The 23,839-nt window shown below is 65.8% G+C and carries 9 protein-coding genes; 1 reads left to right on the forward strand and 8 read right to left on the reverse strand.

Annotation, left to right across the window (positions count from 1 at the left end):
• Window positions 1-16 precede the first annotated feature (16 nt).
• A complete protein-coding gene (locus LMQ14_RS18755; RefSeq protein WP_267731032.1) occupies window positions 17-1,189 on the forward strand; it encodes a permease in 1,173 nt (390 codons plus the stop codon).
• Here the strand turns inward: LMQ14_RS18755 and LMQ14_RS18760 are convergent.
• The 8 genes from LMQ14_RS18760 to LMQ14_RS18795 all read right to left on the reverse strand — a co-directional run bounded on the left by LMQ14_RS18760 (window position 1,113) and on the right by LMQ14_RS18795 (window position 23,831).
• On the reverse strand, window positions 1,113-8,630 hold the full coding sequence (locus LMQ14_RS18760) for a beta-ketoacyl synthase N-terminal-like domain-containing protein (protein WP_267731033.1): 7,518 nt from the start codon (window positions 8,628-8,630) through the stop codon (window positions 1,113-1,115). The genes LMQ14_RS18755 and LMQ14_RS18760 overlap by 77 nt on opposite strands.
• Before the next feature lie 29 nt (window positions 8,631-8,659).
• On the reverse strand, window positions 8,660-15,301 hold the full coding sequence (locus LMQ14_RS18765; RefSeq protein ID WP_267731034.1) for a type I polyketide synthase: 6,642 nt from the start codon (window positions 15,299-15,301) through the stop codon (window positions 8,660-8,662).
• Window positions 15,302-16,107: 806 nt separating this feature from the next.
• Window positions 16,108-17,712: a PfaD family polyunsaturated fatty acid/polyketide biosynthesis protein gene (locus LMQ14_RS18770; protein WP_267731035.1), complete on the reverse strand. Its 1,605-nt coding sequence runs from the start codon at window positions 17,710-17,712 to the stop codon at window positions 16,108-16,110.
• 220 nt (window positions 17,713-17,932) lie between these two features.
• Window positions 17,933-18,415 (reverse strand): pantetheine-phosphate adenylyltransferase, encoded by a 483-nt coding sequence (gene coaD / locus LMQ14_RS18775; RefSeq protein ID WP_267731036.1) that lies wholly within the window; start codon window positions 18,413-18,415, stop codon window positions 17,933-17,935.
• A gap of 24 nt (window positions 18,416-18,439) precedes the next feature.
• Entirely contained in the window at window positions 18,440-18,994 is a 555-nt protein-coding gene (gene rsmD / locus LMQ14_RS18780) for a 16S rRNA (guanine(966)-N(2))-methyltransferase RsmD (RefSeq protein WP_267735586.1), read from the reverse strand.
• Complete coding sequence (locus LMQ14_RS18785; protein WP_267731037.1) at window positions 18,991-22,374, reverse strand: pyruvate carboxylase; 3,384 nt, start codon at window positions 22,372-22,374, stop codon at window positions 18,991-18,993. The genes rsmD and LMQ14_RS18785 overlap by 4 nt, the downstream gene beginning before the upstream one ends.
• 45 nt (window positions 22,375-22,419) lie before the next feature.
• Window positions 22,420-23,067 (reverse strand): vitamin K epoxide reductase family protein, encoded by a 648-nt coding sequence (locus tag LMQ14_RS18790; protein ID WP_420714542.1) that lies wholly within the window; start codon window positions 23,065-23,067, stop codon window positions 22,420-22,422.
• Window positions 23,064-23,831, reverse strand: coding sequence for a DsbA family protein (locus LMQ14_RS18795; RefSeq protein WP_267731039.1), 768 nt, complete (start codon window positions 23,829-23,831; stop codon window positions 23,064-23,066). The genes LMQ14_RS18790 and LMQ14_RS18795 overlap by 4 nt, the downstream gene beginning before the upstream one ends.
• Window positions 23,832-23,839 lie beyond the last annotated feature (8 nt).

Here is a 23,839-nt window from a genome sequence, read left to right on the forward strand (position 1 = left end):
GAGAGGGAGCGGGCCCATGGCAGGCAAGGCGCTGGCAGCAATCGAGCATGCCCTGGCGCTGGCCGGGTCAATGACGTGGGAAATCCTGTGGGCGCTGATCCTGGGCTTCGTGCTGTCGGCGGTGGTGCAGGCGGTGGTGCGGCGCTCGACGATCGTGGCGCTACTCGGCGACGACCGACCACGCACCCTGGCGATAGCGGCCGGTCTGGGGGCGGCATCGTCGTCGTGCTCCTACGCCGCCGTCGCCTTGGCCCGGTCGTTGTTCCGCAAGGGTGCCCATTTCACCGCCGCGATGGCATTCGAGATCGGTTCCACCAACCTCGTGGTCGAGTTGGGCATCATCTTGGCGCTGCTGATGGGCTGGCAGTTCACCGCCGCGGAGTTCGTCGGCGGCCCGCTGATGATCGTCATCCTGGCCGTCTTGTTCCGGCTGTTCGTCCGATCCCGCCTCGTCGACGCCGCGCGCGAGCAGGCCGAGCGGGGAATTGCGGGCTCGATGGAGGGCCATGCCGCAATGGACATGTCCATCAAACGGGACGGCTCATTTACCCAGCGACTGTTTTCCGCTGAGGGCTTCACCTCGGTTTCGCACGTGTTCGTCATGGAATGGCTGGCGATCCTGCGCGACCTGGTGCTGGGTCTGCTGATCGCCGGTGCCATCGCGGCGTGGGTACCCGAAGCCTTCTGGCGGGAATTCTTTTTGGCTGACCACCCGGGCTGGTCGGCAGTGTGGGGGCCGATCGTGGGCCCCGTCGTGGCGATCGTGTCCTTCGTCTGCTCAATCGGCAATGTGCCGTTGGCCGCGGTGCTGTGGAACGGAGGCATCAGCTTCGGCGGCGTGATCGCCTTCATCTATGCCGACCTGCTGATCCTGCCGATCTTGAACATCTACCGGAAGTACTACGGCACCAGGATGATGCTGACGTTGCTCGGCACCTTCTACGCCTCGATGGTCGCCGCCGGCTACCTCGTCGAATTGCTGTTCGGCACAACGAATCTCATTCCGGCCCAGCGCAATGCCACCGTCATGGAGGCGTCGATCTCGTGGAACTACACCACCTGGCTCAATATCGTGTTTCTCGTTCTCGCGGTGGTGCTGGTCGTCCGGTTCGTCACGTCCGGGGGGATCCCGATGGTACGTATGATGGGCGGCTCCCCGGAGGCGACTGAGGGTCACCATCATCACTGACGGTGCGGCGTCGGGTTGATCGGGCCGCCATCCATCGATCGGTGCCGATCATGTCGCGCCAATTCGTCGCAACGGCATCCAGGGCGTCCTCGATGCAAGCCCAGATGGACTCCAGGGGCGAAGCACCCGGGGCTGCGGCCGCAATTCGGTTCTCCGCGGCCTGGTTTGGCGGGTTCGGCGCATCGCTGAACGGAGCCAGTGCATTGACGGCATCGATGACGCGGCGACGGCGTTGCGCATAAGGCCAAGCCGCCAGCTCGTCGGGCATAATCGGCCGGCCGAAGATGTAGTCCTGCGCGGCATGGCGATACGGAACCTCGAGCTTTCCGTCCACCGGCTCCTCCGGCAATCCCCCGGCGAAGTACACCGGCACGATCGGCAGTGCCACCTCAATCGCCATGTCCAGCAACGTCGAGGTGAGCCGCTCGACGCGCTGACCCGAGCGGACCTGCCGAGTTCCGTCGGCGTGCACCATCGTCGACGCCCGGTGGGTGCTGACGTCGCGCTTGATCTGCTCGACCAGGCTGAAGAACTGCTGCGGACTATGCTGATCGAAGTATCGGATGGTGCTCAGGTCCCGGCCCGCCACCGCATCGATGAGCCGCAAAAGATCACCGATCCAACGGTTTTCGTGCTTCGCGTGGGCGATCGGCACCACTTGCGTGCCGGTCAGCCACGACGCGATCGTGGTGCCCAACAACGATTCGACCTGTACCTGGTGGTTGCCCAACAGCAACACCGGGCGTCCCTGAATCGCCGCCATCGCAACCGGATCCGTCACGACGACGTGTCTGACGTAGCGCGACAACAACGCCCAGTGCAGCAGATCGCCGAACCCGTCCGGCTCGATTCCCAGCATGGCCGTCCACCGGTCGCGCACCGGTCGCCAGTCTGTCTGCAACGACGCGCTGGCGCGGCAGACCCGCGGGCCGGGCCGCTCGATCTCAACCGAGATCCGCTCTAGCGGCAGCGCCGGACAGCTCACCTGCCCGTCGACGAGGAGGACCTGCGACGGGTGGATGGCGTTGTCGGCGGCATCGGCAATCGCTTCCTTGGTCGCGATCTCGACAAGCAGCGAATCCCCTTGGCTGTCAGTGCAATAAACCGTGTTCAAGGTGCCCTTGAACCAATCCAGCGTGGCCGCGCGCTCGGCATCCAGGGTGACGGTGCCGTGGCCGAGCCGCTCGCTCAACGACATCCCCGGCACCGGCCGGCGCTCGGCCAGGAACGCGCGCCGCTTCAGGCCGTGGGCTTGGGCGAGCGGCCCCTTGGACAGCAACATTTCGACGAGCCGGATGTATGCCCAGGGCTTACCCGCGACGCTCAGCCACAGATCGATGACCGGCATGCGGGCTTCGTCGTCGTCAAAACCGACGAATCGAGATTCGACGTCCACTGTCCCCGTCACCGGGGCGTCGCTGTAGAACCGGGCCCACACGACACGGCTCGGGAACGCAACGGTCGGGTCGGCTGCATCCGAATATGACTCGACGGCAACATCTTTCGATGTCCACACACTCATCGCGGCGTGCGGGACGATATGCAATGCGCCGTCGAGCAGTCCCGGCTGCAGCAGCCCCACCGGAACCGTGCAGCGCTCGACGGCAAGCGTGCCAGACGAGCCGTTGCGGCCGATGCGGGCACCGTCCATCAGCGTCGCGAAGGCCGGCCCGTGGAACACCGCGCTGGTGTCATACGGCGTGGCAAACGGCGCCGCCTCCTGCAGCGGAGGCTGGGTTGACGGTCCCTGCGGGTAGCTGGCCGCGGTGACGATCGTCGCGTGTGCGTGCGTCTCCCAGCGCGACAACTTCGCGTTCGGCGCATCTCGCCACACCTGCAGCCGGCCCTCGAATCGACCGGGCTCGACCGGCTCGACGACCACCCGCAGCTGCTTGGGCGAATCGATGATGATCCAGCGCACCACCCGCACGTCGGTGACGTCGACGACGTGGGCGGTGCCCACGGCCCGGCTGGCCGCCTGCGCGAACAGGTCCAACACCGACATCATCGGCAGTGACGGAATGACATACGTCGGACAGTGATCGGTGATCCAGGTGTCGTGGGCCGGGTCGATGGTCATCCCCACCGTCGTGGCCTGAGCCGTCGTCGGTTGGGCAGCGGGTGACGGTGCCGCGGCGCCCGGTGCCGGGACGGCCGGTGCCGTGGTGGACGAGCCGAGCTGCGCTTGGGAGTGGTGCGGCGGCGCCTGACGCGTGATGCGCATGCCGAGGTTGCTCGCGCTGTAGATGCGCTTTCCGTCCACCCACAGCGACGCATCGGCGACGGCCAGTATGCCGGGAACACCACCCTCGTCGCGTGCGATGCGGGTGATCTCCACCTCCGACGTGATCTGCTTGTTGGTCGGCACGATCTGCCCGCGATAGCGCCACGTGATCGCATCGTTGAGCGCCACCGGCTCGAAACGCGCCGACGGTCCCGCTTCTTTGCCCAGCCCGTGATCGAGCATCGCGAATTGCAGGAGTTGCAGCATCATTTCGATGCCCAGCGACCCCGGCTGCACCGGGTCCTGGCAGAAGTGCGCCTTGAAATACCACTCGGCGGGGTCGACGTCCTTCACGCCGCGCCACCGCCCGAGGCCGGCGTCGCCTTCGGTGGGCCAACGGCCCGTCACCCGGTCGACCATCAACAGCATCGGTTCCGCCAGCCGCGCACCCGGGCCGAAGAACTCCTGTGGGCGGGTGTGCAGATCCACGGTGGGTGCGTCGCACGCACGCTGCACCAAAGCGCGCTGCTCATCGGTGACTGGCAGCCCCACCTGGTTCTGCAACGCTTCGCGGCGGAAATATCCGAACACCGTGTCGAAGGTGTAGATGGGTCCGTCGTCGGCGTGGATCTCGCCGTCGAAACTCACGATGATGGTTCCGGCCGCCTGGGCGATGCTCTTCAGCGAGACCTTGGTGCGCAGCGTCCCGGTCGACGGGGTGATCTCCCGATGCTGCCGACCTGTTCCGTCGAGGTTGCGGAAGTACAGGTCGCGTTCGCTTTCCAGCGGGCAGCCGACATAGCTGGCCAGCCAGCCGCAGGGTTGCAGCGCGACCTCCATCAGCACCGCGTTGGGCATCGTCGGCGTCCCATTTGCGGCGAAATACCAAGCGTCGCTGGGAACGTCGTACTCGACGACGACCTCCGCACCGGCCTTCACGACGCCGATCTCGCCGACCAGCTCGGTGACCCGGGACATGAAGTGGTACGGCGGCCCGGGCAGCCGCGCCACCTTCCGGTGCGAGTCGAACTTCTCGAACAACGGGCCAAAGGCCAACGACGGCTTGGCGATCGCACTGGCAAGCATCGCCTGGTAGTCGAACCTGAAGCCGTTGGCTTCGGCGACAGGCTTGGGCTCGACGTATCCCTGGAGTTCCTTGGTGCCCAGATCCATCGGCCAGCCGGGTGAGAGTTTCAGTCCCATCCGGCGGCAGTGGAACGCCGGCAGGCCGTCGACGGTGACGAGCAGGTCGGCGAACAGGGTGGGTTCGGGACCGGCGAGGACTTCCCGCACGAACACCTCGTAGACCAGCTGGCGTGATTGCGGGGTGACCTGACCGCGGCAGACCAACTTGTAAGTCTCATACGGCACGGGTTCAAACCGCCACCCGTCGCACTCCAGCGTCATGCCGAGGGCGGTCATGTAGATCGCCATCGTCTGCATCACCGCCTCGAACATCAAGGTGCCAGGCATGCACGCGTCATTCTTGAAATGGCCGGAGAAATACCACTTTTCGGGAGTTACCTGCGCGACGGCCCGCAGATAACCCCGGCCCCACGGCCCGCCCGAGAAATCGATTTGAGTCACCTCGTCGACGAACAGCATGTCGCCGCCGGCGATCCCCGGCGTACGGGTGTGGCTGGCGGCGCGCTCGAAGCCGGCCCCGAATGTCCGCCAGATCTCGCCGGCCGCAATCGCTTCCAGGTCGGCACGCGGCAGCGAGGTGCGCGAGGTCTGTGACGGTGTCGGTTCCATCGGTCCGTCGACGGTCTCGTCCTCGGGACGCCAAAGCACCCCGCCCGACGCGGCCAACTCCTCGTCGGAGAAGAACCCCGCCTGGCCGTTGCGCATCGACATCCGCTCGACGCCGTCGATCGTGCAGTCGTAGTGGAAGAAGAACATGCGGATGTCACCCTGACGGGCGTGGCCGTCCACGTGGATGTCGAACCGCAGTGTGTCGCCGATTTCGGGCAGCCCACCCAGATAGGTCACTTCGCAGCCCAGCAGCCGATACACCCGGTCGCTTCGGTTGGCGAAGTCCGCGCCCATCCAAGAGATGAGCATGAGGTCGGCTTGTCCGCTCTCGATCATGATGCCGGCGGGCATCCGGCCCTGGTGCAGCCACCAGGAATCCGGCGTGACATCGGTTTCGGTCCATAGTGTTCCGGTCCCGTTCTTGCCCGGCTCGGCGTCGATGCCCAGCAGGCGATCCGCCAGCAGCAGCGGCGGTTCCGGCATCCGCACCTGTCGAAGGTAGTTGTCCTGCACCGTGAACGCCTGGCCGTAAATGTCGGAGATCTTCCCCGACGCGTGCACCCGCAGGCCATCCTTGTCGAGCGTGAGGCCCACCGGCGCGCGCTTGGCGGTCGGCGCCGGAACTCGCTTATCGGCGGGCCGAGCCGGCTGAACCGCCTTGCAGGAACCCGCGAGCGGCAACTTGTCGATCACATTGTGGGCCAATGGCTTCGATGCCGCGTCGCCATTGTTCGAATGTGACGCGGAGCCGTCGTGGTCAGAGCCATTGCGGACACTCCCGGCAGCGGTGGTCGCGTGAGTGTCGATGTCGTACGCAACCGCCAGCGGTTCCGGCGGCGTCTGCGCGGCCAGGGCCGCGCCCAGCGGCGTCCGCGCCACTGCCTGCTCGGCCTTGGGCAGCGCCGGGGGAACCGGGAGGTGTGTCGCCATTCGCTGCTCCCCTTTGTTGACGATCGGGCGTCCCGCGGTGTCCGGCGGAACTGCTACGGAAGGTGAATTCTGGTCAAAAGCACCATCGTTCGGCAGAAGAACCTCGGGAAGGTGACCGGGAAAGCGCAGCCAGGTCGACTTTCCCGACCCGGATTCGTTCACCGTCCGGTGGGTGTCGAGCGCACTGGCATCATGCTGTGTCGCCGGCGCTGGCACCAGCACGATTTGCTGCTCCTGGCCGGCCAGCGCGTTGAGCGCGATCACGACTTCCCGCGCCTCCGACGACCATGGCGTGCCATCGGGCCGCACCCCAAGAAATCCGTACAGAGCGCCCGCGGCGACGTGCAACAGTCCGGAGGCGGCGTGGGCGTGGCCGAGTAGCGGCGAGAGATTCAGGGCGCCGGGTGCGGTGCCCAACCGAAGGCAATCGCCGTGTGGCCGTTGGCCTACGGACAGCGTGGCAAGAACCGTATCGTGATCACGACGTGCATCGTCGGCGCGCTTGAGGACCAATACCACGGCGGCATCGCCGGATATCTGCTCGCCGGATCCGAGTAGCACCTTGGCCGCCGCTTCGTGCACGGGTTCGCAACTGAGGTCCACCGCCCCCACCACGGCCGCGTCGATCTCACCTCGGCGTAATGCGCGGGCGGCCATCTCCAGTGCCGTGGTGCCGGACAGTTCCTCACGGGATACCGTGAAACTCGGCCCGCGAAGATCGAACTGGCTGTTCAGCCGGTTGGCCACAATATTCGGCATGGCGCCCACCACACCGGCGGCGGTCCACCCTTGGGCGACCGCGTCGCGCGCCGTCGCCAGCAGATCCGGGTCATCGATCTCGCCGGCCAACCGCCACCGCACGCCGAGTCGGGCCACCTCGGCGTCGCAGCCCATCCCGACGATGACGCTTGTCCGGTCCGGTGGCAGATCTTTGATCAGACCACCGACATTCATGGCCGCACCGAGCAGGGCGATTTGCTGAGGCAGGGTCTGCTTGAGATCGGTGGGTGGGAAACGTGTCTGAGTGAGGTCGAGGCAAACCTCGGTCATCCGCGCTCTGACGACACCGTTGTCGTCGGGACGGGGAATCGGCTGGTTCTTGACCAGATGTTCTGCTACCGAAGATGTTTCGTGCCCATCGCCTACTAGCAGGCCAAGCCCCACGATCGCGATTTCACCATCGGCTTCATTGGGGGCCACCGGCCATCTCGATTGGGCGACGGGCTGGTTGGCGGGTTCGATCCATTCTTCGAGCAGCAGATGGGCGTTATTGCCGCCGAAGCCGAAGTTGTTGATCGCGGCGCGACGTGGTCCGACGCAATGCCAGGGTTCGGCATCGGTGAGCAGACGGAACGGAGAGTCGGCGATAAACGGCAGCGGATCGTCGGCATGCAGGGTCGGCGGACGTATCCGGGCGCGCATCGCCGCGAGCACCTTGATGGCGCCCGCCGCACCGGATGCCGTGATGGAGTGCCCGAGATTGGATTTCAGTGATCCGATCGGCACGTTCGTCATTCCGGCGAAGATGCGTGCCATGCTCATCAGTTCGGTCAGGTCGCCACGTGCGGTTCCGGTGGCATGGCACTCGATCAAGGAGATATCTTGCGGCTCAAGCTCGGCCATCTCGTAGGCGAGCCGCATCGCACGTTCTTGCCCTTCTTGCGAGGGCACCAGCAGACCGCGCCCGCGGCCGTCGTTGCTGAGGCCGACCGCCCTGATGACGCCCAATATGTGGTTGCCGTCAGCAATTGCGTCATCGAGCCTTCGGAGCACCAGAATCGCCGCGCCTTCGGCAGGCACCAAGCCGTCCGCGTCCTGATGGAATGGACGCGACCGCCCCGAACGACTCAGCGCCTGCAGCGCGCTGAAGCCGACGTGCAGTAGCAAGTCGCTGGCACCGTTGACGCCGCCCGCCAGCATCACATCCGCGGTGCGGTCGTGCAGCCGGTCGCACGCCAGCTTGATGGCGTACAGAGAGGAGGCGCACGCGGCGTCGAGGGCGGTAGTGCCTCCCGTCAACCCAAGCGCGGTTGAGATGAGATGGGCGGGCAAACCGGACATGAACCGATTGCGCCAGTCGATCTTGTGTTCTTTTCCACGCCAGACCTTTTCGGCCAGATCCGTCATCGTTTTCGTCGGATAGCTCAAGTTGCCGAGGACAACCCCGGCCGAGCCGGGGACCTCGCCGGCACGCCAGCCCGCGCCGTCGATGGCCTGCCGGGCCGCCTCGACGGCCCAAAGGTAGAGCGGATCGAGTCCATCGAACTCAGCGGCGTCGACGAGAAGACCCCGAGGCGCGAAAACCTGTTCAAAGCCCCGCACATACCCGCCGCGGTCGGACCAGGTGTGGTCCAGGAAGGCCGAGTTCTTCTGGTCGCGCAGGATGTGCTCCGCCGATACGCCCCAATAGCCCGGCTGCGCAGAGCCAAGCACGTCGCGGCCCGTGCGCACCGTGTCCCACAACCCATCGGGACTCAGGCCGCCGGGAAGAACGCAGCCCTGGCCGACGATTGCGATGGGTTCAAATTTCAAGACGGCTCCGCAGCATCGGTCACGTTGGATCAGCTGCCGTACGGGTACATCTCAAGTCGCTTGATGCTGGCAACCAACAGGTTGTCCGCGTCGACCAGGTCCAGGTCGCAAACGGCTCGGCTGTTCTTGGCCACACCGTTGGAGAGCACGCAACGCAACCCATCCCCCAGCGCACCAGCTCGGTAACGCACGATCTCGCCCACCCGCAGCGGCAGCACCTTGGCCCCGAGTTGTTCATGGCTCCATACCAATGCCGCTTGCAGACAGCCGTCGAGCGCGGCCGGATCGGTCGCCCAGCCTTCGCCTGGCCAACCCACCACCGTCAGCCCGTACAACGGCGCCGTGGCGGTCGACGTCTGGCATTCGACGCTCTCGAGGACCTGGAAAGCGGGGCCATGGAAGAGCGCGCCGTTGGTGTAGCAGGTGTCGCGGTTCAGCTGCCGGCCGCCGATGGGCGCGGCCGCGGGCACCGGTATTGCCATTGCACCCGAGCCCATTTCGACCGTCGCCGAATAGTAGGCGGTCGATCCCGAAGCGTCGGATAGCGTGCACGCCAGCCGATGTGGGTGATCTTCCACCGACGCGCAACGCACCAGCAATGCATCACCGCGTTGATCGATGTCGTGCAGTGTCACGCCGCGCAGCACTCGAAGGTCGAAAATCTGATCCACCCGTTGGCCGGGCCGGCAAGCTTGCGCCATCCGCACGAACCATTCCAGCGCTTGCACGATGGGCAGTACCACGTTGCCCTGAATGCGGTGGTCGAGCAGATACGGCTGGCGGGCCGCCTGGGCCACCACCCGGGCGACCCGACCTTCGGCCGGCACCGGATGGGTTGGCACACCTGCCAGTACGCCGTCGCCGAGAATCACCTCGGGACTAACGGTCTGCGCGTCCAGCACGTCGGAGACGAAGGCCCGGGCACCGTCGGCCAGCGGGATCAAGGAGATTCCCCGGGACTCGAACATCGCCTTGAGGCCGGGTGTCACCATCCCGGAATCCCAAGGGCCCCAACCCAATGCCCGGACCAGGCAGCCAGGACCGCGGCGGGCCTGTTCGGACAGGGCGACCTTGTTGAGGATCTCGTTGGCCATCGCGTAGTCACTTTGGCCGACGTTGCCGCTGCGCGCCGCCACCGACGAGAACAGGCAGACCAGCTTCAGCGCATCGGTGGCCGTCGCATCGAGCAGCGCGCACAGACCGCCGACCTTTGTCTCGAAGACACGGTCATATCCATCCAAAGTCTTCTTGTGCAAAGGCGCATCGGCCAATACACCGGCTCCGTGGACCAACCCGGTGATCGGCCCGAAGTCGGCGCGCACGCCGTCGAGCAGCGCACCGAGTTGAGACGCGTCGCGAACGTCGGCCGTGGCGTACCGGACCCGGGAGCCGGCGGCGGTCAGGGCGGCGAGGGTGGCGCGCACCTCACGATCGGCCAGGATGCGCCGCACCTGTTGTTCCAGCTGTTTCGGTGTGAGCTTAAGTCCTTGCGCCGCAGCACTTGTCAGCAATGCCCGCTTGAGCTCGGCGTCGGTTGTCAGCCCTTGCGCGGCCGGTGGCTCGTCGCCGAGTTCGGTGCGCCCGATCAGCACGAAGCTGGCTTGTGTCTGTTCTGCCAGGGCGATCACCGAGGCCGCCGTCACCCCGCGGCCCCCGCCCGACACGACGATGACGTCGCGCTGGTCGATCCGACGGGTGTGCGTGGCCACCGGGGTTGCGTCGGCGACAATGGTGACCCGTCCGTGCGTGCTGCCCAGGCCGACTTCCAGTTCGGCTCCGCCAGCTAATATCTCGTGGGCGATGTGCTCGGCGATGGCAATCGGGGTCAGCTGCCCGACCGCGATGTCGATGGCCTTGACTTGCGCTTTCGGCCATTCTTGTGCGGCAGTCTTGGCCAGGGCGCCGATGCCACCGGCCCAGGCGCGCGAGCCCGGCTCGGTGAGCAGACCGAAGGTGCCGCCGGTGTCCTGAACGGTGACGAAGACGCCGCCCTGCTCCTCGAATCGCGTGGCGACGCGTTGCGCATGGGCAAAGACCACCCGGTTGAGGGCCAGCGTGTCTGCGCGGCTGGTTGTATGTTGCAGGCCGCCGAGGTGAATCACGGCCTCGGCGTTGACGTTCGGCTCGGTCACGGTGCTGGCGCTAATGCCGTGGGTGCGCAGGATGGCCGCCAGAGCCTCGCCGACGCCGGGTGACGTCGCGACGATCTCCACGTTGGCGGCGCTGTAGAGCCCTGGCATTGCCATCCCGCTGGCCGGAGCAGCAACTGCGCGCACCGCGTGGCGGGCGATCGCTGCTCCGGCTAACTCAAAAGGGAGGCGGTCACCCGCTACGGTGCCGTTGGGGATAGCCGGGGCCGGTGGTGGCGCATGCATTGGTGGGGCGCCGTTATGCGCGACGGGGACCACCGAGGACTGCAGGTAATCGACAATCTCCTGCAACGTCCCCAACGCCGCCATCGCGCCAGTCTCCACATCAGGCAACGCCGGCACCCGCTCCTGCACCGCCGACAAAATCTCCACCCGCTTAATCGAATCGATGCCCAAATCCGCCTCTAACGCCATCGACAAATCAAGCATCTCAACCGGATAACCCGTCTTATCCGCCACCACATCCAACATCTGACCCACCAAATCCACACCCACCGGCACAGGCGCACCGACCGCAGCCAGCACAGCGGGAGTCCCGTTGTGCGCCACCGGAGCCACCGGAGCCATCAAGGACTGCAGGTAATCCACAATCTCCTGCAACGTCCCCAACGCCGCCATCGCCCCAGTCTCCACATCAGGCAACGCCGGCACCCGCTCCTGCACCGCCGACAAAATCTCCACCCGCTTAATCGAATCGATGCCCAAATCCGCCTCTAACGCCATCGACAAATCAAGCATCTCAACCGGATAACCCGTCTTATCCGCCACCACATCCAACATCTGACCCACCAAATCCACACCCACCGGCACAGGCGCACCGACCGCAGCCAGCACAGCGGGAGTCCCGTTGTGCGCCACCGGAGCCACCGGAGCCATCAAAGACTGCAGGTAATCCACAATCTCCTGCAACGTCCCCAACGCCGCCATCGCCCCAGTCTCCACATCAGGCAACGCCGGCACCCGCTCCTGCACCGCCGACAAAATCTCCACCCGCTTAATCGAATCGATGCCCAAATCCGCCTCTAACGCCATCGACAAATCAAGCATCTCAACCGGATAACCCGTCTTATCCGCCACCACATCCAACATCTGACCCACCAAATCCACACCCACCGGCACAGCAGGCGCAGACGCCACCGGCGCAGGCGCAGCGACCGCAGCCACCGGAGCCGGAGTCCCGTTAAGCGGCGCCGTCGATGTCCCGTTATGCGGCGCAGCCGGCACGACCGGGGCAGCCACCACCAACGGAGTTCCGTTGGCAATAGCGGGAGGTGCGGCCACCGCCGACGGGACGACCAGACCTTCCAAAACGCGCTGTAGCTGGTCGAATCCGTTGCGCAGCGTTCCTACCGCCGCGATCAGCTCCGTCACCGCTTCAGCACTCAGCGCGGGTACGGCCGCGGGCGCCGCGACGGGTCGCGGAGCCGGCAGAGTCAGCGCCGCGGGTGCAGGCAGCACGGCGGTGGCAGCAGCCGCGCCGACATGCGCGCCATGACCATTGCCGTTGCTGCCGGCGTGCCCATTGAGCGCGGCCGCGGCGGGCGCTACCGGCAGAACCGTCGGGGCAACCGGAAGCGGCGGCTCGGCAGCCGGCGCCGTGCCGTTCACGTGGCCCACGGGGGTAATTGATTCAGATGGCATGAATTTGGACTCCGATTCGGTCCTGTGTCCGTTGCTGCGGTCACTGCGGTCGAGAGTGATGTCGATATCGGATGGCCGCCGCACCGGCTCGTCGCTGATTGGCGGCCTTCCATAGTTGGATCCGTTGATCTTGAGGGTCAGTTTCGGCTGAACGCGGTTACGCGGATCGTCGCCGACGCGATAGTCGGCCCAGAGGCGCTCGAAATTCATCGGGACGCCGGCCGCCACGAGTTGGGCTAATCCGATCCACAGTGATCGAACGCCGTTCTTGCCCTTGGCATCCAGGGACACCGCGGAATGCTCCTCGCCGGCGAGGCACTTGCCGACGAGATTGGTCAGCACGCCGCCAGGACCGACCTCGATGAAGGTGCGTGCGCCGGCACGCCACATCGCCTGGATCTGCTCGACGAACCGCACCGGCTGGGCAATCTGGTTGGCGAGCGTGGTCCGCATTTGTTGCGCGTCACCGGTATACGGCTGCGCCGTCGCGTTGGCGTAGACCGGCACCTCGGGCACGCCGAACGCGACATCGGCGAGGAAGGAACCGAACGGAACCGCTGCGGGGCTGACGATGTCGGAATGGAAGGCCGTCGCGACATCCAGGCGTCGCGCGTTGATGCCCGCCGCGGCGAATCGCTGCGCCGCATGTTCGATGGCGGTGCTGTTGCCAGAAAGCACCGCCTGGTTGGGCGCATTGTGGTTGGCGATGACCACCGGGAGCCCCCACTCCCCGATCAGTTGGCGGACCTGGTCGACGGGCGCGGTCACCGCACACATCGCTCCATCGCTGTTGATGGCCGCTTCTGCCATCAACTCACCACGCTTGCGCGCGATTTGAAGGGCGACCTCGCCGCTGAAAACACCGGCGGCACAGAGGGCGCTGACTTCGCCGAAGCTGTGTCCGCCCACGGCAACGGGTGCGATGCCAAGAGCACGGATCACCGAGAGCAGGCTCAGGCTGTGTGCACCAATGCCTGGTTGCGCCCACTCGGTTTTCGTCAGCTCGGCCGACTGCGACGCGCGCTCGTCATCGGTGAACGCCGTCTTCGGCCAGACAACCTCGTGCAGATCGCGATCGGCATTCAACCGGTCAGCGCGGGCACATTCCCACGCCGACAATGCGGGCTCGTGGAGCTGCGGCAAGTCGGCACCCATGCCGACGTACTGGCTGCCCTGGCCCGGAAACAGCAAGGCGACGGGCCCGGGTCGTTGCGCCGAATAGAAGTAGCCCCTCGGCGAGGCGAACGATAGCGGCACATCCGCTGCGCCGAGCTTGACCGCGATTTCGTTCAGCATCGTCTGCAAGCCCGGGACGCTGTCGGCGACGACGGCCAGGCGGTGGGGCTGCGCAGCGTTGTAGGCGGCTTGCGTGCTGCGCGCGATCCAGCCGAGCATGTCGGGACTATCGACCAGTGATGCCGATAGCTGTGCGGCTTGTTCGGAGAGCGCTGCCGCGGACGGCGCGCCCAGCACGACCAGTTCGGAATCCCAGGACCGGTATCGCCAGGCACGCTTTCCGGTGCCCAGGTACTCCTCGACGGCGACGTGAAAGTTGGTGCCGCCGAAGCCGAACGAGCTGACCGAGGCGCGCCGCGGGACACCCTGGTCCGCCATCCATGGCTTGGCTTGCGTCGAGAGGTAGAACGGCGACTGCTCGATCTCGAGGGCGGGATTCGGCCGATCGATCTTGATGGTCGGCGGCAAGGCCTTGTGGTGCAGGGCCATCACCGCCTTGAACAGGCCGCACGCCCCTGCCGCACCCTTGGTGTGTCCGACCTGAGACTTGACCGAGCCGAGTGCGCACCATTGCCGATCCGCTCGCCCCGACTCGTTGAAGACCTCGCGCAACGCCGCGAACTCGGCGGCATCTCCGGCCTTGGTACCGGTGCCGTGCGCCTCGACCAGCCCAACGGTTTCCGGACCGTAGCCGGCAGCGGCGTAGGCGCGACGAAGAGCTTTCGCCTGACCCGCGGGACTTGGCGCATAGATGCTCTTTGCCCGGCCGTCCGACGAGGTGCCGAGGCCACGGATCACCGCGTAGATCCGGTCGCCGTTGCGCTCGGCGTCGTCGAGACGCTTGAGCGCGAACATCGACAGCCCCTCGCCGAGCATCGTGCCGTCCGATTGGTCGGAGAAGGGACGGCAGTCGCCACTGGCCGACAGCGCGGTGACCTTCGCAAAGCACATGTACATGAAGATGTCGTTGAAGGCGTCGACTCCACCGGCGATCACCATGTCGGATTCACCGAGGTACAGCTCGTGCAGCCCCACCTCAAGAGCGGCCAACGAGCTGGCGCACGCGGCGTCGACGACGCAGTTGGTACCGCCCAGATCGAAGCGGTTGGCGATGCGCCCGGCGATGACGTTGCCGAGAAGTCCGGGGAACGTGTTCTCCTGCCACGGCGCGTAGTTAGCCGTCACCCGTTCGCTGAACGCCGCGAGCTCGCGTTCCGAGAGACCGGCGGCCCGCAGTCCTCGCTCCCACACCGGGCGGTGCAGACGACCGCTGATGTACGTGATGAGCTCGGTGCCGCCGGAGGCGCCGAGCACCACGCTGATTCGCTCGCGGTCAATGTGAGAAAAATCACCGCCGGCGGCGTCCTCCAATACCTGCTGCGCAACCCTTAGTGCAAGAAGTTGGGCGGTATCGGTTGCGGGCATAACGTTCGGCGGAATGCCGAAATCCATTGGCGAAAAGTCGACATCCGGCAAGAATCCCCCGCGGCGCGCGTATACCTTGTCCGGCATATGCGGATCGGGGTGGTAGTAGTCGTCAATGCGCCAGTGCGACTCGGGGACCTCGGAGAACAGGTCGACGCCGCCGATGATGTTGCGCCAGAAGCGCTCGGCTTCGGGAGACCCGGGAAACAGCGCGCTCACACCAACAACCGCAACAGGGGGGTGTTTTGATGCCATCGATCACCTTTGCATTGGCTAGACGAGCAACATCGAGTGTTTACTTGCGGCACACACCGAGACTGATCGTCGAGGTTTTGCTGCATTGACCTGCACCCCCGGGCAGGCCTAGCGCTCGCCGGGACCATATCAGAACGCCGGGTCTTGTACTGACGAACAGTCAATACCGCTTGGCCGTCTTTCAGGCGGGCGGTGATCGGGCGGTTTCCTGGGTTGCCTGCGGAAAGCGACGGGGTGATGCTGGTGGGTCGGACGAGGCATTTCCGTGCTACGAGACCGCGCTCGCTGACGCCGCGGAGCCGCCGCCGGTGGGGCTCGCTTGCTATTTGCCGGCGCATCACGGGCCGTCGCACCGGCGTCACCGCAGGCTTATCCGACAAATATCTGGTTGATCGCAAATGGCGCCGTATCCGGTTACCGGCTGGTAACTGAGCGCGAATCCGGTATTGGTCACGTTCGGCTGATTTCTCCGGAAGTTGCATCGGAAAATTTGCCAAGGTGGTGAAATCGGGTGCATGGCAGATATGCCGAACCAATTCGGCAATACCGCCGTCCGACGCATTTCCTCGTCGCCCAACGTTCGAGCAACATTCGAGCGACCACTCGGGGTTTATGCGCGCCGAAACCAGATCTTCTTTGCCGAATTATCGGACCGATCTTGGTCAAACCCCACGTCAGCGGCCCATGATTCGGAAACGCCGCCGAAGTGGCCGCCCAAGGCCAAGCATCAGGTTACTCACGGGTAATTATCGGCGGCGGGCCGAAAACACCTACAAAGACAGCGGGCGCGGAATGTAGTTGAATGCATCGGCCGGAACAGGAACACCGCATTTGCGGGCCTGATGGGCGCGGCTGATGTGGGTGGCCCCCTCGAGCAGATTCAGCGCCACCTGGTCGACGGTCCGGTGTTCAGCCTGCTCCAGGTAGCTACCCGCCACCCAGCTGTTGAAGGCTCCCATGGACGGGCCACACCAGATCTGGTAATCCAGGACACGATCGGGTTGGCCATCGATCGCCCACCGGCTTGACTTGCCGAGGTACCAGCGGAACACCAGCCCCATCTGATACTTCGAGTCTCGATTCGCGAGCTCGAGCACCGCGGGGTCGCGCTGCTCCCAGTACTGATGCGTTTCAGCCCACACGTCCCCGACACTCTTGCCGAGAATCTTCTCCAGCTCGGCGCCGTGCTTGTCCACCACGGCACTCAGGTCCGGGTTGCCCGCGTACCACTCGTAGAGCTTCCGCGCCCGCGGGCCGAACATGGCACCACGTTTGAGGACCTGCAGATTCACGCCCATCTCGAACATGTCGGAAGCCGGGGCCATCATCACGTCGGCCACGCCGGCCTTGGCGAGCATGCCGCGGGCGTGTGGGGAGAGGCCCGACTCTATGCACGCCTGATTGACCGAGCCGGTCAGCACGTAGGCAGCACCCATCGCGAACGCTCCGGCAACGGACTGCGGTGTACCAAGACCCCCGGCGGCACCCACGCGTATCCGGGACGCCAGGCCGTGCTGCCGCGCCAGCTTGTCCCGCAGCAGCACGATCTCCGAGAAAAGCGCTGGCAGCGGGCGATTGTCGGTATGCCCTCCGCTGTCGGCCTCGACCGTGATGTCTTCGGCCACCGGGACATATTGTGCGAGCTCGGCTTCCCGCTCGGTCAACTTGCCGGCCGCGACAAGTGCCGATACCAACGCTGCGGGCGCGGGCTCCATGAACATGCGGGCGACCTCGGGACGCGAGATCTTCGCCATCACGTGGTTGTTGCGAACGATCGCGCCGGCCGGGTCGGTCGACAGACCCGATAGGGCGTAGTGGACGACTGCGGGGGTGAGTTTCATGAACGCCGAGGCCTCGACGACGCGGACGCCTCGTTCGATGAACAGCTCGGCGACCCGTCCCTCGAGCGCAACCTCGTTGGGAGAGTGGATCAGGTTTGCGCCCCAGGCAAGGTTTCTGCCCGCCAGCCTGGTCGAAATGTCGGCCAGCCCGCGTTCGACGGCCGCATACGACAGGCCGCCCGCGCCGAAGAAGCCCAGCATGCCGGCCTCCGCGATGGCCACCACCAAAGCGGGTGTGGCGATGCCGTTTGCCATGGCGCCGGTGACATAGGGGAAGCGGATCCCGTGGGACTCGCAGAACTCGCGGTCGCCCAACCATTCCGGATAGATCGGGGGCAGGGTCCCCATCAGGGATACGTCGGACCCACCGGCACCGACCAGTTCACCGCCCATCGCAAGGCCGAGCTGGCCGGTGGCGTCCTCGCGGACGACATGAACCGGGTGGCGCACGTACTGCAGGATGTGAGCGATGTCTGGTGGCGCGAATGCGGCCGGCGCAGTGCTCGGGCGCCACCCGCCCAGGGACGGGCTCACGCCTGCCTCGGTGCGATCGCCTAATACAGCGGTAGGTCGCTCATTCACTGCCGAGTCCTTCCATCACAGTGTTGACGCGTTATCCCCCGCGGTAGCCGTGCATTAAATCAAGAATGAGCTTCTCACGAACCACTATCGAGCGAGTGAGGAATCCTCATCATCGGGTCGGGCCGGCATTGAGCCCCGACTCATCTCGATCGGCGCTGAGCGGGCTCGATGGTCAGCGATCGCCGGAGAGCCGCTGGCGCAGACGGCGATTCACCGACTCCGGCAGCAGCTTCGAGACGTCGCCGCCCATGATCGCAACCTCTTTGGCCAACGACGACGACACGAAGGAGTACTGCGGCGCGGTCGCCACGAAGAAGGTGTCGACATTGGCGATGTGCTTGTTCATCTGCGCCATCTGCAACTCGTATTCGAAATCGGTGTCGGTGCGCAGGCCCTTGACGATCGCGGTCATCCCGTGGGACGTGACGAAGTCCACCACCAGGCCTTGCCCGACCTCGACGCGCAGGTTCGGCAGATGAGTCGTCGCCTCCTCGATCATCGCGACGCGTTCGTCGATCTCGAACATGCCCTTCTTGGCGGGGTTGGTCAGGATCGCCACGACCACCTCGTCGAATTGACCCGCGGCGCGTTCGAAGACGTCGATGTGGCCCAACGTCACCGGGTCGAACGAGCCCGGGCATACGGCGCCGCTCATAATCGACCAAGGTAGCAGGGCGGCTCAGTCAAATTCGCCCAGCTCCAAACGGGTATCGCCGTACACTCGCTCCGGCCATCGGGTCCAGCCCTGCGGCCAGGTCAGCGGCGCGCTGGCGGCGGCACGCTCGATGACCGCGACCGTTGTCGCACGCACCCAGCCATGCGCGCTCAGCGCGGCCAGGACGCCCTCGACCTCGGCGGTCTCGATGTCGTAGGGCGGGTCGGCCAGCACCAGATCGACCGGGGATCCGGCCCCGCCCGCCAGCACCGCGGCCACCGCACCTCGGCGCAGCGTCGCGCCGGGCAGACCCAGAGCCTCGATGTTGCGTGCGATGACGGCCGCGGTGCGCGGATCGGACTCGACGAACAACGCGGACACCGCACCGCGCGAGAGCGCTTCCAGACCCAGCGCGCCCGAACCGGCGTAGAGGTCCAGCACCGCCAGGCCGCTCAGATCCCGCCGCGCGGTCACGATGTTGAACAGCGACTCGCGCACCCGATCGGTGGTCGGCCGGGTTCCACGCGGCGGTACCGCGATGCGTCGCCCACCGGCGGCGCCGCCGATGATGCGCGTCAGCTCAGCACCACCAGCAGATCTCCGCCCTCGACCTGCGCGGTGCTCGACACCGCCACCCGCGCGACGGTGGCGTCTTTCGGAGCCGTGATCGGGGCCTCCATCTTCATCGCCTCGATCGTGGCGATGGTCTGGCCGGCGCTCACCTGATCGCCCTCGACCACCGAAACGGTGACGACCCCGGCGAAGGGTGCCGCGATGTGGTCGGGATTGCTACGTTCGGCCTTCTCGGCGGTCGGGATCGTGCTGGCAATGCTGCGGTCGCGCACCAGCACCGGGCGCAGCTGGCCATTCATGATGCACATCACCGTGCGCATGCCACGCTCGTCGGGTTCGGAGATGGCCTCGAGCCCGATCAACAGATCGACCCCGCGTTCCAGCGTCACCTGATGCTCTTCGCCTTGGCGCAGTCCGTAGAAGAACTGATTGGCCGACAGGTGCGAGGTGTCGCCGTACGTGTCCCGGTGCTCCTCGAATTCTTTTGTCGGGCCTGGAAATAGCAGCCGGTTGAGCGTGGCTTGACGTTTGTGCCCGGTCAACGCCAGGACAGCCTCGTCCTCCGCGCTGAGCTGCTCAACGGGCTTGGCGGGCCCGCGGCCTTCCAGTGCGGCACTGCGCAGCGGCTCCGGCCATCCACCGGCCGGGTCGCCCAGCTCGCCGCGCAGGAATCCCAGCACCGATTCCGGGATATCGAATCGAGCTGGCTCCGCTGCGAATTCGTCGGCGGTGAGCCCCGAACCCACCAGAGCCAGCGCCAGGTCACCGACCACCTTCGACGACGGGGTGACCTTGATCAGCCTGCCCAGCACCCGGTCGGCGCCGGCGTAGGCCTCTTCGATCTCTTCGAACCGATCACCCAATCCCAGCGCAATCGCCTGCTGGCGCAGGTTCGACAACTGACCGCCCGGGATTTCGTGGTGATAGACCCGTCCTGTCGGGCCGGGCAGCCCGGATTCGAAGGGCGCGTACACCTTTCGGAGCGCCTCCCAATACGGCTCCAGTGCGCATACCGCCGCGAGCGACAGGCCGGTGTCGTGCTCGGTGTGCGCGGCGGCGGCGACGATCGAACTCAGTGCCGGCTGGCTGGTGGTGCCCGCCAGCGGCGCGGCGGCGCCGTCGACGGCATCGGCCCCCGCGTGCCAGGCGGCCAGGTAGCTGGCCAGCTGGCCGCCCGGGGTGTCGTGGGTGTGCACATGGATCGGCAGGTCGAACCGGCTGCGCAACGCACTGACCAGTCGGTGTGCGGCCGGTGGCCGCAGCAGTCCGGCCATGTCCTTGATGGCCAGCACGTGTGCGCCGGCGTCCACGATCCGCTCGGCCAGGTTGAGGTAGTAGTCCAGCGTGTAGAGCCGCTCACCCGGGTCGGACAGGTCTCCGGTGTAGCACATCGCGACTTCGGCTATGGCCGAACCTGTTTCGCGGACGGCGTCGATCGCCGGGCGCATCGAGTCCAGGTTGTTCAGCGCGTCGAAAATGCGGAAGATGTCGATACCGGTCGCGGTCGCCTCTTCGACGAACGCCGACGTGACCAGTTCCGGATATGGCGTGTAGCCCACGGTGTTTCGGCCCCGCAGCAGCATCTGCAGGCAGATGTTGGGCATCGCCTCGCGCAGCGTGGCCAGCCGCTCCCAGGGGTCCTCCTTGAGGAAGCGCAGCGCCACATCGTAAGTCGCACCGCCCCAGCACTCCACGGACAGCAGCTGCGGCATTGTCCGGGCCAGATAGGGCGCCACCATCATCAGCCCGCTGGTGCGCACCCGGGTCGCCAGTAGCGACTGGTGGGCATCGCGGAAGGTCGTGTCGGTCACGCCGACCGCCGGCGACTCGCGTAGCCAGCGCGCAAAACCCTCGGGCCCCAACTCGACCAGCCGCTGCTTGGATCCGGCCGGCGGCGCCACCTCGAGGTCGACCTCGGGCAGTTTGTCGTGCGGGTACACCGTCGACGGGTGGGTGCCATGCGGATGGTTGACCGTCACGTCGGCCAGGTAGTTGAGGATCTTGGTGCCGCGGTCCGCCGACTCGCGCGAGGTCAGCAGTTGCGGCCGCTCATCGATGAACGACGTGGTGATCCGGCCGGCCTGGAAGTCCGGATCGTCCAGAACCGCTTGCAGGAAAGGAATATTCGTCGATACCCCGCGAATCCGGAACTCCGCGATCGCGCGACGGGCCCGGGACACCGCCGTATGGAAGTCGCGGCCCCGGCAGGTCAACTTGACCAGCATCGAATCGAAGTGGGCGCTGATCTCCGCGCCGAGGTTGGTGCTGCCGTCCAGGCGGATGCCGGCGCCACCGGGGCTGCGGTAGGTGCTGATCCGGCCGGTGTCGGGGCGGAACCCGTTGGCCGGATCTTCGGTCGTGATCCGGCATTGCAGTGCGGCACCGTGTGGCCGGACGTTCTCCTGTCGCAGACCCAGATCCTCCAGCGACTCGCCGGACGCGATGCGCAACTGGCTGGACACCAGGTCCACATCGGTGATCTCCTCGGTCACGGTGTGCTCCACCTGAATTCGGGGATTCATCTCGATGAAGACGTAGTGACCGCTCTCGTCCAGCAGGAATTCCACGGTGCCCGCGCAGCTGTACCCGATGTGCCGGGCGAAGGCGACGGCGTCGGCGCAGATCTTGTCGCGTAGCTCGGCGGAAAGGTTTGGCGCGGGGGCTAATTCGACGACCTTCTGGTGGCGACGCTGCACGCTGCAGTCGCGCTCGTGCAGGTGGATCACGTTGCCGGCGTTGTCGGCCAGGATCTGCACCTCGATGTGGCGCGGCTTGATCACCGCCTGCTCGAGATAGACCGTCGAGTCGCCGAACGCCGACTCGGCCTCACGGCTGGCGGCCTCGATCGCTTCGGGCAGTGCATCGACGTCGGTGACGCGGCGCATGCCTCGTCCCCCACCACCGGCAACGGCCTTGACGAACAACGGAAACCGCATGTCCGCCGCCGCCGACACCAGCTCGTCGACGGACGCCGACGGTGCCGAAGAAGTGAGCACCGGCAGCCCGGCTTCGCGGGCGGCGGCGATTGCCCGCGCCTTATTTCCGGTCAGCTCAAGGATTTCGGCGCTGGGGCCGACGAACGTGATACCGGCGGCCGCACAGGCCGCCGCCAATTCCGGATTCTCCGACAGAAAGCCGTACCCGGGATAGACGGCGTCGGCGCCGGCCCGGCAGGCCGTTTCGACGATCTCGTCGACCGACAGGTAGGCGCGCACGGGATGACCGACGTCGCCGATCTGATAGGACTCGTCGGCCTTGAGCCGATGTTGCGAATTGCGGTCCTCGTACGCGTAAACGGCGACGGTGCCGACGCCGAGTTCGTAGGCCGCGCGGAACGCACGAATAGCGATCTCGCCGCGGTTGGCCACCAACACCTTGGAGATCACGTTCGGCCCCTTACTTTCGCCCTGCCACGGTTCAGTTACCGGTGTTTACAGCAGCGTCGACCAGTAGTCCCAGAACCGCACCACGATCAGCAGAAACACCGCGGTAAACCATAGCGCGGTGATCGACCACCGCCATTGATAGAGCACCCGCGCCGCGGTGCTGTCGCGACTGGCGAGCACCGGTCGAAACGCGATGGATCCGACCACCACCAGCAGCGTGATCGTCATCGCCCAGACCACCATGCAGTAGGGGCACAACGCCCCGATCCGGTACAGGCTCTGGTAGATCAGCCAGTGCACGAACACCGCACCAACCAGCAGCCCGACCGCCAGCAGGGTCCAAAACCATTGTGGTATCGACACTTTCGCCACCGCAAGGACGCCGACAACCAACACCACGGTGAACGCCACGATGCCCAGCAGTGGGTTCGGGAAGCCCAGCACCGACGCTTGCGGCGTGATCATCACCGATCCGCACGAGATGATCGGATTGAGATTGCACGACGGCACGTAGGACGGGTTGCGCAGGATGTCGATCTTCTCCACCGTCAGCGTCATGGAGGAGATCAACCCGACCGCGCCGGCGATCAGCACCCACCATGCGCTGAGCTTCGGTACGGATGAGTCACCCGTCGAAGCCGGTGTCGGGTCGCCGGATCGCTCGGCGGATTCGACCGACACCGCGACCGTCACGAAGCCGCGGGAGCGACGGCCGTGTCGATGCCCGGAACGTCACCGACGATGGTCTTGATCTTGGCGACCAGTGCGTCGGGCGTCGACGGGTCGTAGTTCTCGCCGTTGATCTTGATCGTCGGGGTCGCGGTGATGCCCGCGGTCGAGGCTTCCCCACTGACCTTGGAAAGGTACTTCCCGCTGTTGATGCAATCCGGCACCTTGCCGACGACGCCGGCCTCGCGGGCCAGCTCGATCAATTTCGCGTTGTCGGGGAAATTGGGCCCCCGCTCGTCGGGCTGGACACCGGTGCTGAACAGCGCGGTGTGAAAGCGCCGGAACGCATCCATGTTCTCGTCGGCGACGCACAAGGCCGCCGCCCCGGCCCGCGACGAATAGTTCTGGCTCTTGGAACTGTCGAGAATGGCCACCATCGAGTAATCGGCCGCAATGGCACCCGCGTCGATCAACTTGGACACCGTCGGTCCGAAAGTGCGCTCGAAATTACCGCAGGCCGGGCAGAGGAAATCCTCGTAGAAGGTCACGACCGCCTTGGGGTTGGTTGTCCCGGGCTGGGTGACCAGCTTGCTCGACGTCACGCGGACCGTGTCGCCCTGACCGGCGACGCCGCCCTTCTTATCGTGATGCGACGTCACGATGTAGAACACCAGCGCGACCGCGAAGATGATGATGAACGCGGTGCCGCCGATCTGAATGAGCCGGCCGGACTTCCCGTCTGACGCCTTCAGGTCGAATCGGGGGGGACGTTTCGATTTGTCGGCCACAGCTTCGG

This window comes from Mycobacterium sp. Aquia_213 (genome assembly GCF_026625985.1).
GTDB lineage: Bacteria > Actinomycetota > Actinomycetes > Mycobacteriales > Mycobacteriaceae > Mycobacterium.